A 16,487-nucleotide genomic window follows, 5' to 3' on the forward strand; every position below is an offset into this window, starting at 1 on the left:
CCGGCATGCGCACAGTCAATTTCATTGCCCACAACGACATCCAGCTGCTGTATTGCGGCACCGACTATTTTCCTGCCTTGATTGCGGCCATCGATGGCGCGCGCTCGGAAGTGTATTTTGAAACGTATATCTTTGCCGATGACGCCACGGGCACCCTGGTGCTCGATGCCCTGAAACGCGCCGCCGCGCGCGGCGTGCTGGTGTGCATGATCACGGACTGGTTCGGCACGGGCAACCGCCGGGTCAACGCCATGCATGCGCAGCTGGAAGCGGCGGGCGTGCACCACCGCATCTTCAACCCGTGGTTCCGGCGCGGCATCACGCGCACGCATCGCAAGATTTGCGTGGCCGACGGCGAAATTGCCCTGGTGGGCGGCATCAATATCAACGACGACATGTTTTGCGACTACGACCACAACATCAGCCTGGAAGCGCCGCGCTGGGACTTTGCCGTGCAGGTGAAGGGCCCGCTGGTGGACGCCATCCATGAAGAAGTGCAGGCGCAGTGGGCACGCTTGGGCAAGATGAACCTGGTGCGGCGTATCAAGCTGTACCGCAAGATGCGCGTCGTCAGCAAGGAGCTGGCGAAGAACCCCGTGGTGGCCGGCTTTGTCGTGCGCGACAACCTGCGCAACCGCCGCACCATCCAGCGCGCCTACCTGCAGGCGCTGGGCCAGGCGCGCAAGAGCGTGATGCTGGCCAACCCGTATTTCGCGCCCGGGCACAAGCTGCGCCGCGCCCTGGCCCAGGCGGCCCAGCGGGGCGTCGACGTGGTGCTGTTGATCGGCGTGGGCGAATTCCGCATGCAAGATGCCGTGGCGCACTCGTTTTATCCGAAACTGCTGGCCGCTGGCGTCAAGATAGTCGAATACCGCAAGACGCAGTTGCATGCCAAGGTGGCCGTTGTCGACGATGACTGGGCGACGGTCGGTTCCAGTAATATTGACGCGCTGAGCCTGTTCCTCAACCAGGAAGCGAACGTCGTGATCAAGGACGTGGCGTTCGCGCAAAGCTTGCGCCAGCATATCGAGCAGGGCGTGGCCGACGGCATCGTGATTCACCAGGATGATTTCAAGCACATCGGCCGTTTCCGCCGGCTCGGTTATGAAGCGGCATTCCTCGCGTACCGGCTGGTGATGCGCATTTTTTCAGTAGGCAAGTACGCATGAACGAGATGACAACGGTCAGGCTGGACAAATGGCTGTGGGCGGCGCGCTTCTTCAAGACGCGCTCGCTGGCCAGCGAAGCTGTCGACACGGGGAAAGTCAAAGTGGGCGGCGAACGCGTAAAACCGGCGCGCAGCCTGCGCGTGGGCGATGAGCTGGCCATCGACAATGGCGCGGAGATGTGGGAAGTGGCCGTGCTGGGCCTGTCCGACAAGCGCGGCGCGGCACCCGTGGCGCGCCTGCTGTACGGGGAAACCCCGGCCAGCATCGCCCGCCGCGAGCAGCTGGCCGAGGAGCGCAAGCTGTTCCGCGAGCCGGGCACCACCATCAAGGGGCGGCCGACCAAGCGCGACCGCCGTCAACTGAGCAAGGCAGGCGACCTTTCCTGAGGTTCGCCGGGCTGGGATGGCAGGGGCGCGCGACGCTTTTGCCTCCCGAAATCGCGATAAACACGCAGCCAAAAAATGCTGCACTGCACCAATAGAACGCCGGCTCTAAAGTTCCCGTTTGACTTTTACGTGGTAGTGGATAATAGTACGAGCGTTCGGATTTTTTCGGAGCGTGCTTTTTTTTACCCTCGCTTCAGTCCGCCAAATCGGCAACATCACTTTTAGAACGGTAATCTTGAATACTTCAGTCAAATTCATGCGCAAGGGCGAACTGACCCGTGCAGCCATCCTCGACGTGGCGCTGGACCTGTCCAGCCGCGACGGCCTGGAGGGCCTGACCATTGGGCTGCTTGCGGACAAAATGAACATGAGCAAGTCGGGCGTGTTTGCCCACTTTGGCTCGCGCGAAGACTTGCAGATGGAAGTGCTGAAGCTCTACCACTATCGTTTCGAGCAAGAAGTCTTTTTCCCCAGCATGAAAGAGCCACGCGGCATCCAGCGCTTGCAATCGATGTTTGCGCGCTGGGTCAAGCGGGTCAGCGTGGAAATCGCTTCCGGTTGCATCTATATCAGCGGCGCCGTCGAGTATGACGACCGTCCCGGTCCTATCCGTGAAGCCCTCGTGGCCATGGTGCGGGCCTGGCAGGGCGCGCTGCTGCGCTGTGTCGAGCAATCGATCGCCACGGGCGACCTGAAAGCGGACACGGACGCCCAGCAGTTGGTGTACGAGATGTATGGCCTGATCCTGGCCCTGCATCACGACGCGCGTTTCCTGCGCGTGCCGGGCAGCATCGAACGGGCGCAAGCGGGCTTTATTCGCCTGCTGGCGTCGTACCAGAATTCCGTCACAAGCAAATAAGCCGTCAGGCAGTATCCGCAACAACGCATACGCAGTTCACAAGTACAACACTTTAGCTAATCGCCTTCAGGAGAAAATTATGGGTCAATACGTCGCGCCAATCCGGGATATGCAATTCGTCCTGCATGAGTTCCTGCAAGTGGAAGAAGAACTGAAGCAAATGCCGTCGTACGCCGACGTCGACGCCGACATCATCAACCAGGTGCTGGAAGAGGGCGGCAAATTCACCTCCGAAGTATTGTTCCCGCTGAACCATTCCGGCGACCGCGAAGGCTGCCACCACGACCCCGTCACGAAAAGCGTGACCACGCCTAAAGGTTTCAAGGAAGCCTACAAGCAGTACGTCGAAGGCGGCTGGGCGGCCTTGGCTTGCGATCCGGAATACGGCGGCCAGGGCTTGCCGGTCGTGCTGAACAATTCGTTCTATGAAATGCTGAACTCGTCGAACCAGGCCTGGTCCATGTACCCTGGCCTGTCGCACGGCGCCTACGAGTGCCTGAAGGAGCACGGCACCGACCACCAGAAGGAAGTGTATCTGCCGAAACTGGTGTCGGGCGAATGGACGGGCACCATGTGCCTGACCGAACCGCACTGCGGCACCGACCTGGGCCTGCTGCGCTCGAAAGCGCTGCCTGAGGCGGACGGTTCCTGGACCATCACCGGCAACAAGATCTTCATCTCGGCCGGCGAACATGACATGGCGGAAAACATCCTGCACCTGGTGCTGGCCCGCGTGCCGGACGCGCCGGAAGGCTCGAAAGGCATCTCGCTGTTCCTGGTACCGAAATTCCTGCCGAACGCGGATGGCACGGTCGGCGAACGCAACCCGATCACCTGCGGCGCCATTGAAGAAAAAATGGGCATCCACGGCAATTCGACCTGCCAGATGAACCTGGACGGCGCGAAAGGCTGGATCATCGGCCAGCCGAACAAGGGCCTGAACGCCATGTTCGTCTTCATGAACGCGGCCCGTCTGGGCGTGGGCATGCAGTCGCTGGGCCTGACGGAAATCGCCTACCAGAACGCGCTGATCTACGCCAAGGACCGCACGCAAATGCGTTCGCTGTCCGGCATCAAGAACCCGGAACTGCCGGCCGACCGCATCATCGTGCACCCTGACGTGCGCCGCATGCTGTTGACGGGCAAAGCCTACGCCGAAGGCGCGCGCGCTTTCACTTCCTACGTGGCGCTGCAGATCGACCGTGAACTGCACCACCCAGACGCCGACGTGCGCAAGGAAGCGGCCGACGAAGTGGCGCTGCTGACGCCTGTCATCAAGGCCTTCATCACCGACAACGCCTGGATCGCCACCTCGGACGCGATGCAAGTGTTCGGCGGTCACGGCTACATCTCGGAATGGGGCATGGAGCAGTATGTGCGCGACGCGCGCATCAACATGATCTACGAAGGCACGAACACGATCCAGTCGCTCGATCTGCTGGGCCGCAAGATCCTCGGTGACAACGGCGCCAAGCTGCGCAAGTTCGGCGAAAAGATCAAGGCTTTCGTCGAAGACAACGGTACCGATGAAGCGATGAGCGAATTCGTCACGCCACTGGGCGATTTGGGCGACAAAGTCACCAAGCTGACCATGGAAATCGGCATGAAGGCATTCCAGAACCCTGACGAAGTGGGCGCGGCATGCGTGCCTTACCTGCGCGTCGTCGGCCACATGATCTACAGCTACCTGTTCGCGCAGATGGCCAAGATCGCCCTCGAAAAAGAATCCAGCGGCGACAAGTTCTACACCGCCAAACTGGCTACCGCACGTTTCTACTTCGCCCGCTTGCAGCCTGAGACGGCAACCCTGATCCGTCAGGCGCGTTCCGGTTCGGCCAACCTGATGGCACTCGACGCAGACCTGTTCTAAGACTTGAGGAAAATATGACCAATTTCATCGTTAAAAAAGTAGCCGTCCTCGGCGCCGGCGTGATGGGCGCGCAGATCGCCGCCCATTGCATCAACGCGAAAGTGCCGGTCGTGCTGTTCGACCTGCCGGCAAAAGAAGGTCCGAAGAATGGCATCGTGCTGCGCGCCATCGAGAACCTGAAAAAACTGTCGCCTGCGCCGCTGGGCAACAAGGATGACGCCGCGCTGATCCAGGTGGCCAACTACGAAGACAACCTGGACTTGCTGGCCGGTTGCGACCTGATCATCGAAGCCATCGCCGAGCGCATGGACTGGAAACACGACCTGTATCAAAAGGTCGCACCGCACATCGGCCCGAACGCGATCTTCGCCTCGAATACCTCGGGCCTGTCGATCACCAAGCTGGCCGAAGGCTTCGACGCCGACCTGAAATCGCGCTACTGCGGCGTGCATTTCTTCAACCCGCCGCGCTATATGCACCTGGTCGAAATCATTCCGACCGAGTTTACCAAGCCGGAAATCGCCGACCAGCTGGAAGGCTTCCTGACCACCACCCTGGGCAAGGGCGTGGTCCGCGCCAAGGATACGCCGAACTTCATCGCCAACCGCGTGGGCGTGTTCGGCATCCTGGCCATCGTGCACGAAGCTGAAAAATTCGGCCTGTCCGTGGACGTCGTCGATGATTTGACGGGCGCCAAGCTGGGCCGCGCCAAGTCGGGCACCTTCCGCACGGCGGACGTGGTTGGCCTGGACACCATGGGCCATGTGATCAAGACCATGCAGGACTACCTGCCGAACGATCCGTTCGCCGCCGTCTACAAGACGCCGGAAGTGCTGGCCAAGCTGGTGGAAAAAGGCGCGCTGGGCCAGAAGAGCGGCGCGGGCTTCTACAAGAAAGTCGGCAAGGAGATCCAGCGTCTGGACTTCGCTACCGGTGAATACGTGGCCGGCGGCGCCAAGGCAGCCGACATCATCGCCCGCATCCTGAAAGAAAAGGATCCGGTCAAGAAGATGAAGGCGCTGCGCGAATCGACGAATCCGCAAGGCCAGTTCCTGTGGGCGATCTTCCGCGACGCTTTCCACTACATCGCCATCCACCTGGATACCGTGGCCGACAATGCGCGCGACATCGACTTCGCCATGCGCTGGGGCTTCGGCTGGAACGTCGGTCCGTTTGAAACGTGGCAGGCATCGAACTGGCTGCAAGTGGCCAACTGGGTCAAGGAAGACATCGACGCCGGCCACGCGCTGTGCAACGCGCCGCTGCCAGCCTGGGTCTTCGAAGGCCCGGTTGCTGAAAAAGGCGGCGTGCATACGCCAGAAGGTTCGTACTCCGCCGTGTCGAACAGCTTCGTGCCGCGTTCGACCTTGTCCGTGTACGACCGCCAGCCATTCCGCGCGCCAGTCTTGGGCAGCGGCGCCATCGACGGCAAGACCGCTGGCACCACCGTCTTCGAAGACGAATCCGTGCGCGTCTGGCATACGGGCGACGATGTCCTGATCATCTCGTTCAAGACCAAGATGCACGTGATTGGCGAAGGCGTGATTAATGGGCTCAAGCTCGCGCTGGCAGAAGCGGAGAAAAACTTCAAAGGTCTGGTGATCTGGCACGCCGACGCAGCCGAAGGCGGCGCCTTCTCGGCCGGCGCCGACCTGCAATCGGCCCTGCCAGCGTTCATGCAAGGCGGCGTGAAAGCCGTCGATCCGATCATCGCCGAACTGCAGAACACCTTCATGTCGCTGAAATACGCGAACGTGCCGGTCATCGCCGCGGTCGCTGGCCTGGCACTGGGCGGCGGTTGCGAGCTGGCGCTGCATGCATCGAAGCGCGTGGCCTCGATCGAGTCGTACATCGGCCTGGTGGAAGTGGGCGTTGGCCTGATTCCAGCCGGCGGCGGCTTGAAGGAAGCGGCGCAGCGCGCCTACAAGGAAGCCAAGGGCAACGACATCCTGCAATTCCTGAAAACGGGCTTCACCAATGCAGCTACGGCCAACGTGTCGAAATCGGCGCTGGAAGCCAAAAAAATGGGCTACCTGAAGGAAGACGACGTGATCGTGTTCAACGCCTACGAGCTGCTGCACGTGGCCAAGGTCGAAGCGCGCGCCATGTTCGACGCGGGCTTCCGTCCAGCGCTCCCTTCGCTGATCCAGGTGACGGGCCGTTACGGCTGGGGCACCATCAAGGCGCAGCTGGTCAACATGCGCGACGGCGGCTTCATTTCGGCGCACGATTTCAAGCTGGGCGAGATGATCGCCGAGATCGTATCGGGCGGTGACGTGGACCAGGGCAGCTTCGTCAGCGAACAGTGGCTGCTGGATATGGAACGCAAGGCATTCCTGGAGCTGTTGAACCATCCGAAAACCCAGGAACGGATCATGGGCATGATGCAAACCGGTAAGCCGGTACGCAACTAAGCCTGACGTCGATGACGATCCTGTCCATTATTTTTAAAGTATTGCTGCGCGTGAGGCCAAGCATGGTGTATGACCGTATCAAACAACAGATGATGGACACCTTGCCCTTCGTGCGGCTGCTGGGGATCAGCATCGACGACATCGGCGCCGGCACCTCGAAGGTGTCGATGCCGGAAGATCCAAAACTGAATAATCACCTGGGCACGCAGCATGCTGGCGCCTTGTTCACCCTGGCCGAAACGGCTTCCGGCGCGGCCATGGCTGGCGGCTTCGCCGAGCTGATACTGGGCTTGCGCCCGGTGGCAAAGGAGTCGCGCATCCAGTACCAGAAGGTGGCCCGGGGCGCGACGCGCGCGGAAGGCCGGGTACCGGGCGACCTGGCTGCCTTGAAGGCGCAGCTGGCGCAGGACGGCAAGGTGGCGTTTCCCGTGGAAGTCGATATTTTCGATTCCGAAGGCACGCTGGCGGCACAGGTGACGGTGGACTGGTATTTGTCGCAGAAGCGATAGGCCAGCATCCCGGACATTCGACAGAACACGAACCTCGTTCAACATCTTTGAAAGCATAAAATGAGCAAACAACTTCAAGACGCGTACATCGTCTCTGCAACCCGCACCCCGATCGGCAAGGCGCCGCGCGGCATGTTCAGAAACACCCGCCCGGACGACCTGCTGGTGCGCGTGCTGCAATCGGCCCTGGCGCAAGCGCCTGGCCTCGACCCGGCGCTGATCACCGACGCCATCATCGGCTGCTCGTTCCCGGAAGCGGAGCAGGGCTTCAATATCGCGCGTAACTCGGTGCTGCTGGCCGGCTTGCCGAAAACCGTCGGCGGCGTCACCGTCAACCGTTACTGCGCTTCGGGCATCACGGCCATCGCCATGGCGGCCGACCGCATCCGCGTGGGCGAAGCCGACGTGATGATCGCCGGCGGCATCGAATCGATGTCGATGGTGCCGATGATGGGCCACCACCCATCGATGAACCTGGACATGTTCAGCGACGAGAACATCGGCATGGCTTACGGCATGGGCCTGACGGCTGAAAAAGTGGCGCAGCAATGGAAAGTGTCGCGCGAACAGCAGGATGCGTTCTCCGTTGAATCGCACCGCCGCGCCATCGCCGCGCAGCAAGCCGGCTTCTTCAAGGCGGAAACGACGCCCGTGGAAATCATCACGCGCACGCCGAACCTGGCTACCGGCCAGGTCGACGTGAGCCGCCGCACCGTCGATACCGACGAAGGCGCGCGTGCCGATTCGTCGATGGAGTCGCTGGCAAAACTGAAGCCGGTCTTCGCCGCCAAGGGCACCGTCACGGCCGCCAACAGCTCGCAGATGTCCGACGGCGCCGGCGCGCTGCTGATCGTCAGCGAAAAAATCCTGCGCGAGCACAACCTGACCCCGCTGGCGAAATTCTCGTCGTTCGCCGTGCGCGGCGTGCCGCCGGAAATCATGGGCATCGGTCCTAAATTCGCCATTCCGGCAGCGTGCGCCGCCGCCGGCATCACGCAAGATCAGCTGGACTGGATCGAGCTGAACGAAGCGTTTGCCGCGCAAGCCTTGGCCGTCATCGGCGACCTGGGCCTTGACCCATCGAAGGTCAACCCGATGGGCGGCGCGATCGCCCTGGGCCACCCGCTGGGCGCCACCGGTGCCATCCGCGCCGCGACCGTGATCCACGCACTGCAGCGCACCAAGCAGAAGTACGGCATGGTCACCATGTGCGTGGGCGCCGGCATGGGTGCGGCAGGAATCTTCGAACGCGTTTAATGACACCTGGCATAAGCTACTGCGCGTTGCGATTCGCGGCCTGCGATGCTCACTGTGCCTTCGCACAGCTGCGCGTCTCGGCCACAACTCGCTGCCGCTCGCTACGCTTCTGCCAGGCGTCGTGACGTAAGTGGTCAGCTAAGATTAGTCAAAACTTGGGCGCTGGGGATACCTCGGCGCCCTTTATCTTTTTGGAGACGACATGGATATTTTGTGCAGCAAGAGCGAGGGCATTCTGACCCTGGAATTCAACCGCCTGGAACGCAAGAATGCGATCACGGGCGCCATGTACCAGACCCTGGCCGACGCGTTGGTGGCGGCCGAGACCGATGATGAAGTGCGCGCCATCCTGATCTGTGGCAAGCGCGAGATTTTCACGGCCGGTAACGACCTCGATGACTTCATGAAGACGGCGCGCCCGAAGGATGGTTCGCTCGACCATGACCGTCCCGTGTTCCAGTTCATGCGCGCCCTGTACGGCAGCAGCAAGCCCGTGGTGGCGGCTGTCTCCGGCCCGGCCATTGGCATCGGCACCACCTTGCTGATGCACTGCGACCTTGTCTACGCGGCCGACAACGCCAGCTTCTCGATGCCGTTCACGCAACTGGGCCTGTGCCCGGAATTCGGCTCCAGCCTGCTGCTCACGCAACTGGCCGGCTACCCGCGCGCGGCGGAAAAACTGATGCTGGGCGAAGCGTTCCCGGCCAGCGAAGCGCTGGAAATGGGCCTGGTCTCGAAAGTCGTGCCCCTGTACGACTTGATGACGTACGCGCAAGGCCAGGCCGCCAAGCTGGTAGCCCTGCCGGCCGCCTCCATCCGCGCCACCAAGCGCTTGATGAAACAAAGCCGCATGGAGCCGATGAAGGCCGCCATCGCCGACGAAAACAAGCTGTTCAGCGCCATGCTGGGCGGCGCCGAAGCGAAGGAAGCGTTTACGGCCTTCTTTGAAAAGCGCAAGCCGGATTTCAAGAAGTTTGCCTAAGCTGACTGCCGGGGTCAGCCCCCCCCCCCTAGCCGTGAGAGCAAACCTCTGCGTTAGCGGCCTCGAGGGTCTGACCCCAACATTTTCTTCCTGGTTTAATTTAATCTAGACGACTGGTCTAATTGTGCTACAATGCTTCGCATGAAAGCTGAATACACCGACGTGCGCCAGCACATTATCGACCAGGGCAAGGCCATCATCACGCGCAAGGGCTTTGCGGGTGTGGGGCTGAACGAAATCCTGTCGGCCGCCGACGTGCCCAAGGGCTCGTTCTACCATTACTTCAAGTCCAAGGAATTGTTTGGTGTAGCGATGCTGGAAGATTACGTCACCGGCTACCTGGACGAAATGGAACTCGTGCTGGGCCAGCCCGGCCAGAGCGCGGCGCAGTCGCTGATGCATTACTGGGCCAACTGGACCAGCGAAAGCCTCGATGGTAGCGGTTGCGACTGCCGTTGCCTGGTGGTCAAGCTCAGCAGCGAAGTGGCGGATATGTCGGAGCCGATGCGCGTGGCGCTGCTCGATGGCACCCACCGCATCATCGCCAGGCTGGCCCTGGCCATCGCGCGGGGCAGGGTGGACGATACCCTGCCATCGGTGGCCGACCCGGCGCAGATGGCAGCCACCTTGTACCAGCTGTGGCTGGGCGCGGCGATGCTGACCAAGCTGCGGCGCGACGCCAGCGCCTTGCAAACGGCATGGCGGGCGACGCTGTCCATGCTGCAGTTGCCGCCGGATCAATAAGGACGCTAGGTACGCGGATGGCAAACGTCCGCGTTTTTTTGAATTTTACTCTAGACGACCAGTCTAATAATTAAGGAGTAGCAGCATGAAGAACTTTGAATTCCATAACCCGACGAAGATTGTGTTCGGCGCCGACACGGTCGCCAAACTGTCCACGCTGGTGCCGCACGATGCGCGCGTGCTGATCCTGTACGGCGGCGCCAGCGCGGAAAAGACGGGCACTTTGGCCGAGGTGCGCGCCGCGCTTGCGCTGGGCCAGCGCAGTGTGCAGGAGTTTGGCGGCATCGAACCCAATCCCAGCTATGAAACCCTGATGCGCGCCGTGGCTCAGGTGCGCAGCGAAAAGCTGGACTTCCTGCTGGCCGTCGGCGGCGGCTCCGTGATCGACGGCACCAAGTTCGTCGCTGCCGCCGCCATGTACGATGGCGAGCCGTGGGAAATCGCCGAGCGCGGTGGCGCCAATGTGCAGCGCGCCCTGCCATTCGGCACGGTGCTGACTTTGCCGGCCACGGGATCGGAAATGAACAGCGGCGGCGTGGTGACGAAAAAAGCCACGCATGACAAGCTGAGTTTTCGCAATCCGCTGCTGTACCCGCAGTTTTCCGTGCTCGACCCGAGCAAAACCTTTACCTTGCCGGCCACGCAGGTGGCCAATGGCCTGGTCGACGCCTTTGTCCACACGACGGAACAGTATCTGACCTATCCGGTGCAGGCGAAGGTGCAGGACCGCTTTGCCGAAGGCTTGCTGCAAACCCTGGTCGAGATCGCGCCGCAGGCCATCGCCTCGCCCGACGATTACGATACCCGCGCCAATCTGATGTGGACGGCCACCCTGGCCCTGAATGGCCTGATCGGCGCCGGCGTGCCGCAGGACTGGGCCACCCACATGATCGGCCACGAATTGACGGCCCTGTACGACATCGACCATGCGCGCACCCTGGCCCTGGTGTTGCCGGCTCTGCTGGACGTACAGCGCGAGCAGAAACGCGGCAAATTGCTACAGTATGGCGAACGTGTCTGGAACATCACCAGCGGCAGCGACGACGAGCGCATCGACGCCGCCATCGCGCGAACCCGCGCCTTCTTCGAAGGTCTGGGCATCCCGACCCGTTTGTCGGCCTATCAGCTGGGCCAGGAAGCGGTGGAAGCGGTACTGACGCAACTGGAAGCACATGGCATGACCTCCCTCGGCGAACACCGCGATATCGACCTCGCGCGCAGCCGCCGTATCCTCGAAGCAGCACTGTAACCCTGACATAAAAGGAAACAACATGAACATCCTGATGGTACTGACCTCGCACGATCAACTCGGTAACACCGGCAAGAAAACCGGCTTTTGGCTGGAAGAATTCGCCGCTCCCTACTATGCGCTGCAAGAAGCGGGCGCAAAGCTGACGGTCGTCTCGCCGCTGGGCGGCCAGCCGCCGCTCGACCCGAAAAGCGACGAGCCGGATTCGCAAACGGACGCCACGCGCCGCTTCAAGCAGGACGCCGATGCGCAAGCCGTGCTGGCCAACACAGGCAAGCTGGCCGACGTGAAGGCGGCCGACTTTGACGCCGTGTTTTACCCGGGTGGTCATGGCCCGCTGTGGGACCTTGCCGAAGACCGGCACTCGATCGCGCTGATCGAACAGATGATCGCCGCCGGCAAGCCGGTTGCCGCCGTCTGCCACGCACCGGGCGTGCTGCGCCACGTGAAGGCTGTCGACGGCGCGCCGCTGGTGCGTGGCAAGCAAGTGACAGGCTTTACGAATACCGAGGAAGACGCCGTCGGCTTGACGGCCATCGTGCCTTTCCTGGTCGAGGACATGCTCAAGGAAAATGGCGGCGTCTACTCGAAGCTGGGCGACTGGCAGCCGTACGCCGTCACCGATGGCTTGCTGGTCACGGGCCAGAATCCCGCATCGTCGGAAGCGGCCGCCCAGGCGCTGCTCAAGCTGCTGGCCTGATGCCAGGGTAGGGCGTCCGGCTGCTGGTCGTCACACGGCATTGTGTGTGGCGACCATGCCCGCCAGGATCAGGCTGACCGAGGCGTGCCATTGCGTCTCGCTGGCCGGCCTGCCCGCCAGCGCATAGCCGTGCAGGAAATCGACGAGCGCATCATGCCCGCGCAGCCGGGATTTTTTATTCAGCGCGAGACCCTCGACGGCAAGCTCGAACAGGGCCGTAAACCGCTCGGCCACATCGGCTTGCGTCACCAGCCCGCGCGCCATCAGGCGCACGAAATACGGCGTGGCGCTGACCAGTTCCAGGTACAGCGCGCACAGCGCGAGCAGGCGTCGTGGCGCTGCCTGGCGCCGCGTGAATGGCGGCTGCTGCGGATCGAGCGCGGCAAAACGCTGCGCCATCAAGGCCAGCAATAATTCCTCTTTTCCCGCGTAGTAGTGATACAGGGCCATGGCATCGACGCCCAGGCTGTGCGCCAGCGCGCGCATGGAGAACGCTTCGCCTTTTTCTTCCAGCAGGGCCAGGGCCGCTTGCAGGATGCTGGCGTTGTCCAGCGCGGGCGCGGCGCGGCGCGGACGCCCGGCGCGGCGCACGGGAGATTCCATGGCTTGAAGTTTTGGGGTTTTCATGGGCATAATTCTACATCGTAGAATTAAATCAAGGAGCACCCATGCAAAAAACTTTCGTCAGCGTTTTTCTCGGCATCAGCCTCGACGGCTGCATCGCGGGAGAAAACGGCGACCTGTCCTGGCTGGCCGAACTGGCCCCCGACTCGCCCGACGCCACCGGCTATACGGCCTTGATGGAGCAGGTCGATACCCTGCTGATCGGGCGCACCACGTATGACGCCGTGCTGGGTTTTGAGCCGTGGCCGTATGCGGGCAAGCGCGTGGTGGTCCTGAGCCGCCGCGACTTCGCGCCGCGCCATGGCGAGCAGCGCCGCGCAGGCAGTGTGCGGGCAGTGCTGGAGGGGCTGGCGGAGGAGGGATGCCGCCACGTGTATCTCGATGGCGGCGCCGTCATCCGAGCCGGCTTGCGCGAGGGCGTCATCGACAGCCTGACCCTGTCCGTGCTGCCCGTGGTGCTGGGCAAGGGCGTGCGCCTGTTCGAGGACGGCTTGCCGCGCAGCGACTGGCGCCTGGACCACACGCGCCAGTTGCCGAGTGGCGTGGTGCAGCTACGCTATCGCAAAAACTAGCCAGCGCTGGCCAGGTCGACGATGAAGCCTGTGTCAAAACGTTCGTTTTCCGGCGTGCCGTCCGGCCGCTTGTAGCCGCAGGGGTTGCACACGACGCGGCAGTTCTGGACGCGGTAGTCGAGCGAAGCGTGCATGTGGCCATGTACCCACAGGTCGGCCTGCGCCACCAGCGCGTCCAGCTGTGAGGCGAAGGCGGGAGAGCCCAGGTTTGTCGCGTATTGCTCTTCCACCGACAGCATCGATGGCGCCATGTGCGTGATGACAACGGTCTTGCCATCGAACGGTTGCGCCAGTTGCTGTTCCAGCCAGGCGCGATGCTGCGCGTGCAGCTGCGCCGTGTCGGCCGCGCACAAGAGACGCGGCGTGTCGCCGCCCGTGCTGATGCGCTTGTAGTCGGGCATGTAGGTTTGCGCCGCGTTCAAGGCTTCCTCGTACCTGTCGGCGCCGAAGAGTAAAAAATCCGTCCACAGCGTGATGCCGAGAAAACGCACGCCGTTCAAGACCACGGCGTCACCGTCGAGCAATCGGATGTTGGCGCCCTGTGTGTTCGCGCTGGCGCAGGCGTCGCGCACGGCGTCCTGCATGTGTTCGAGCTGGTGGCCATAACCCTCGTGGTTGCCATGTACGTACAGCACGGGCAGGGCGCCGAAGGTGCGCGCGGCCCACGCGATGGCATTGTTGCCCGTGTCGATGTCGCCGGCCAGGATCACCACGTCGGGGCGGCAGGCGGCAAGGTCGATGGCGGGCGTGTCGTCACCCCAGACTTCCAGATGCAGGTCGGACAGGATCAGCAAACGCATGGCAGGAGGCGCGGCGAGGCGCACGGCAGTGAATGGGCCTCTATCGTAGCGCAAGTCGCCACGCCCGTCCGCTTGACCGCGCGCGGGGGCGACGTTACCCTGTGGCATCGATTACCGCACACTCATTACTGGAGCCGCATGCCGCCTTTCTTCCTTTCCAAGACCTTGCTCAGCATCGCGCTGGCCGCCATGGCGCTGCCGTTTTCCGCGCATGCCGCCACGCCCGCCGTCGATCCCTTGACGCAGCCGATCGCCTCGCCGTATGCGGCGCAATGGAACCGCCCGCAGCAGCCGGCGCGCATCCACGGCGACACGTATTACGTGGGCGTGGGCGGCTTGAGCGTGGTGCTGATCGACACGCGCGAAGGCTTGATCCTGATCGACGGCGCGCTGCCGCAATCGGTGGCCGCCATCAAGGAACATATCCTCGAGCTGGGTTTTCGCCTGGAAGACATCAAGTTCATCCTGAATACGGAAGCGCATTTCGACCATTCGGGCGGCATCGCCGCCCTGGCCCGCGACAGCGGCGCGCAAGTGGTCGCCAGCCCGCTGGGTGCGCAGGCGCTGCGCGCGGGTTCGGTGCTCGCCATGGACCCGCAAGCGGGCGAAATCGACCCCATGCCGGCCGTGGAAAACGTGCGCGAGATCGCCGATGGCGAAACCTTGCAACTGGGCGACGTGACCGTCACGGCGCGCTACACGCCTGGCCATACGCCGGGCAGCACCAGCTGGACCTGGGTGTCGTGCGAGGATGCGGAGCGTCAGGACTGCCTGAACGTGGTGTTCGGCGCCAGCCTCACGCCGGTGGCGGCCGACGATTTTCACTACCTGGGCGATGAACGCCATGCGGACCTGACGCCGGCCTTCCGCCGCGTCATGCAGGACTTCGCCAAACTGCCGTGCGACATCCTGATCTCGGCCCACCCCGACCACTCGGGCGGCGATCGCAAGCTGACGCAATTGCTGGAAGGCGTCACGCCGAATCCCTTCATCGATGCGCAGGCGTGCAGCAACTACGGTGCCAAGAATGAAGCCAAGCTCGAAGCGCGCATCGCCAAGGAAAAAGCCATGGCTGGCGAGACTGCGACAAAATAACAACGTTGGCGCATGTGCCATGAAAGGCGGTTGACGCACTGCAGCATCCGGCGCAGAATCGTCATCCGCAGTGCAGATCAACCACACAAAAGAAAGGAAACCCATGTTCGAGCAGGCTGGCAGCAAGTTGACTTACCACTAGCCCCGCGCATGACGCTCGGGGCCAACGGCAGCATTGCCGATCCCGGGCCGGTGTCCTTCAAACCCCGGTGAGGAAACTCGCCGGGGTTTTTTGTTTTGCACGACCGGGTTGAAAGGAAACAGCATGAAAATCAAAGTAAAAGCCGCGCCCAAGCCGCGCAATCCGCTGGTGGCCGCCGCCAGGCTGCGCGGCGGCGCCGGCGCGCACCAGTCGGAAGTGTCGCCGCGCGTGGCGCGCCGGGCCGGCAAGCACCGCCTGCAGCAATGGCTGGCGGGCCGCCTCAAGGCTGACGATTAGCGGGCCGGCAGGTCAATGATGAAGTTCGGATCAAAAGCGGGATTTTGCGGCGCGCCGCTGCGCGTCTTGTAACCGCAGGGGTTAGCTACGACGCGGCACTGGCCGATGCGGTAGTCGCGCGAAGCATGGATATGGCCATGCACCCACAGATTCGCCCGCGCAGCCAGTTCGTCCAGGCGCGAGGCATAGGCGGGCGAACACCCTTCGCTGCCGTAGGCATCGTCGACCGACAGCAGCGACGGTGCCATGTGGCTGATGACGACGGTGCTGCCGTCGAATGGCTGCGCCAGTTCGCGCGTTAGCCACGCTTTTTGCTGCGCGTGGAACATGGCCGTATCGGCCGCACGCAGCTTGCGAAAGCCCATGTTGGCCAGGCGGATGCGCTTGTAGTCGTTCATGACGGCTTCCGCGTCGCGCATGGCTGCCTGGCGCGTGTCGTCGCCCAGCAGGCGGAAATCCGTCCACAGGGTGGCGCCCAGGAAGCGCACAGCGTGGCCTGCCTGGTCGGTGATGACGTGCGTGCCGCAGTCGAGGAAATGCACGTTCTGCGTGCTGGCGCAAGCCGCGTGGAGTTCCTGGCGCACCTTGTCGAGGTGGTGGCCATAGCCTTCGTGGTTGCCATGCACGTACAGCACGGGCAGTCCCGCGAATGCACTGGCGGCCCAGGCCACGGCGCGGGCGCCCGTGTCGATATCGCCGGCGAGGATCACGGCGTCGGGGCAGCTGAGCGCGAGGTCGCCCTGCGGCGCTTCGTCGCGCCATAACTCATGGTGCAGGTCCGACAGAATCAATAGACGCATGCGGCATCCAGGCGATTG

The 16,487-nt window shown here is 62.7% G+C and carries 17 protein-coding genes; 14 read left to right on the forward strand and 3 right to left on the reverse strand.

Annotation, left to right across the window (positions count from 1 at the left end):
- Positions 1 to 5: 5 nt before the first annotated feature.
- The 11 genes from clsB to SJI03_RS07885 all read left to right on the forward strand — a co-directional run bounded on the left by clsB (position 6) and on the right by SJI03_RS07885 (position 12,139).
- Positions 6 to 1,169 (forward strand): cardiolipin synthase ClsB, encoded by a 1,164-nt coding sequence (clsB, locus tag SJI03_RS07835; RefSeq protein WP_099378508.1) that lies wholly within the window; start codon positions 6 to 8, stop codon positions 1,167 to 1,169.
- Positions 1,166 to 1,555, forward strand: coding sequence for an RNA-binding S4 domain-containing protein (locus SJI03_RS07840; RefSeq protein ID WP_322426738.1), 390 nt, complete (start codon positions 1,166 to 1,168; stop codon positions 1,553 to 1,555). Before clsB ends, SJI03_RS07840 begins: the two co-directional genes overlap by 4 nt.
- A 256-nt stretch (positions 1,556 to 1,811) precedes the next feature.
- A complete protein-coding gene (locus SJI03_RS07845) occupies positions 1,812 to 2,414 on the forward strand; it encodes a TetR/AcrR family transcriptional regulator (protein WP_034753385.1) in 603 nt (200 codons plus the stop codon).
- Between the two features lie 79 nt (positions 2,415 to 2,493).
- Positions 2,494 to 4,284: an acyl-CoA dehydrogenase C-terminal domain-containing protein gene (locus SJI03_RS07850; RefSeq protein WP_034753387.1), complete on the forward strand. Its 1,791-nt coding sequence runs from the start codon at positions 2,494 to 2,496 to the stop codon at positions 4,282 to 4,284.
- 14 nt (positions 4,285 to 4,298) lie between these two features.
- Positions 4,299 to 6,698, forward strand: a complete 2,400-nt coding sequence (locus SJI03_RS07855) for a 3-hydroxyacyl-CoA dehydrogenase/enoyl-CoA hydratase family protein (RefSeq protein ID WP_322426739.1) — start codon at positions 4,299 to 4,301, stop codon at positions 6,696 to 6,698.
- 62 nt (positions 6,699 to 6,760) lie between these two features.
- Entirely contained in the window at positions 6,761 to 7,207 is a 447-nt protein-coding gene (locus SJI03_RS07860; RefSeq protein WP_035828560.1) for a PaaI family thioesterase, read from the forward strand.
- 60 nt (positions 7,208 to 7,267) lie between these two features.
- Positions 7,268 to 8,464, forward strand: coding sequence for an acetyl-CoA C-acyltransferase (locus SJI03_RS07865; RefSeq protein WP_070221628.1), 1,197 nt, complete (start codon positions 7,268 to 7,270; stop codon positions 8,462 to 8,464).
- A gap of 202 nt (positions 8,465 to 8,666) precedes the next feature.
- Positions 8,667 to 9,446, forward strand: coding sequence for an enoyl-CoA hydratase (locus SJI03_RS07870; RefSeq protein ID WP_322426740.1), 780 nt, complete (start codon positions 8,667 to 8,669; stop codon positions 9,444 to 9,446).
- Positions 9,447 to 9,587: 141 nt separating this feature from the next.
- Entirely contained in the window at positions 9,588 to 10,190 is a 603-nt protein-coding gene (locus SJI03_RS07875; protein ID WP_322426741.1) for a TetR/AcrR family transcriptional regulator, read from the forward strand.
- Between the two features lie 85 nt (positions 10,191 to 10,275).
- A complete protein-coding gene (locus tag SJI03_RS07880; RefSeq protein ID WP_322426742.1) occupies positions 10,276 to 11,439 on the forward strand; it encodes an iron-containing alcohol dehydrogenase in 1,164 nt (387 codons plus the stop codon).
- 22 nt (positions 11,440 to 11,461) lie between these two features.
- Positions 11,462 to 12,139 (forward strand): type 1 glutamine amidotransferase domain-containing protein, encoded by a 678-nt coding sequence (locus tag SJI03_RS07885; protein ID WP_322426743.1) that lies wholly within the window; start codon positions 11,462 to 11,464, stop codon positions 12,137 to 12,139.
- A 30-nt stretch (positions 12,140 to 12,169) separates the two neighbouring features.
- Here the strand turns inward: SJI03_RS07885 and SJI03_RS07890 are convergent, their stop codons facing one another.
- The gene (locus tag SJI03_RS07890) at positions 12,170 to 12,766 is read right to left on the reverse strand and encodes a helix-turn-helix domain-containing protein (RefSeq protein ID WP_322426744.1); all 597 of its coding nucleotides are present in this window, start codon (positions 12,764 to 12,766) and stop codon (positions 12,170 to 12,172) included.
- A 41-nt stretch (positions 12,767 to 12,807) separates the two neighbouring features.
- On the opposite strand from SJI03_RS07890, the gene SJI03_RS07895 reads away from it, so the two are divergent.
- Positions 12,808 to 13,335 carry a dihydrofolate reductase family protein gene (locus tag SJI03_RS07895; RefSeq protein WP_322426745.1) on the forward strand — a complete coding sequence of 176 codons (528 nt, stop codon included), beginning with the start codon at positions 12,808 to 12,810 and terminating at the stop codon, positions 13,333 to 13,335.
- Here the strand turns inward: SJI03_RS07895 and SJI03_RS07900 are convergent.
- Positions 13,332 to 14,243 (reverse strand): metallophosphoesterase family protein, encoded by a 912-nt coding sequence (locus SJI03_RS07900; RefSeq protein WP_322426746.1) that lies wholly within the window; start codon positions 14,241 to 14,243, stop codon positions 13,332 to 13,334. The two genes, SJI03_RS07895 and SJI03_RS07900, sit on opposite strands and share 4 nt — an antisense overlap.
- 30 nt (positions 14,244 to 14,273) lie before the next feature.
- On the opposite strand from SJI03_RS07900, the gene bla reads away from it, so the two are divergent.
- Together bla and SJI03_RS07910 are read left to right on the forward strand one after the other, a co-directional pair.
- Positions 14,274 to 15,230: a subclass B3 metallo-beta-lactamase gene (bla, locus tag SJI03_RS07905; RefSeq protein ID WP_322426747.1), complete on the forward strand. Its 957-nt coding sequence runs from the start codon at positions 14,274 to 14,276 to the stop codon at positions 15,228 to 15,230.
- Positions 15,231 to 15,495: 265 nt separating this feature from the next.
- Positions 15,496 to 15,669 (forward strand): hypothetical protein, encoded by a 174-nt coding sequence (locus SJI03_RS07910; RefSeq protein WP_199534410.1) that lies wholly within the window; start codon positions 15,496 to 15,498, stop codon positions 15,667 to 15,669.
- Here SJI03_RS07910 and SJI03_RS07915 read toward each other — a convergent pair.
- The gene (locus SJI03_RS07915) at positions 15,666 to 16,469 is read right to left on the reverse strand and encodes a metallophosphoesterase family protein (protein ID WP_322426748.1); all 804 of its coding nucleotides are present in this window, start codon (positions 16,467 to 16,469) and stop codon (positions 15,666 to 15,668) included. The genes SJI03_RS07910 and SJI03_RS07915 overlap by 4 nt on opposite strands.
- Positions 16,470 to 16,487: the final 18 nt, after the last annotated feature.

It is taken from the genome of Janthinobacterium sp. GMG1, assembly GCF_034427795.1.
In the GTDB taxonomy this organism is placed as follows: domain Bacteria; phylum Pseudomonadota; class Gammaproteobacteria; order Burkholderiales; family Burkholderiaceae_D; genus Janthinobacterium.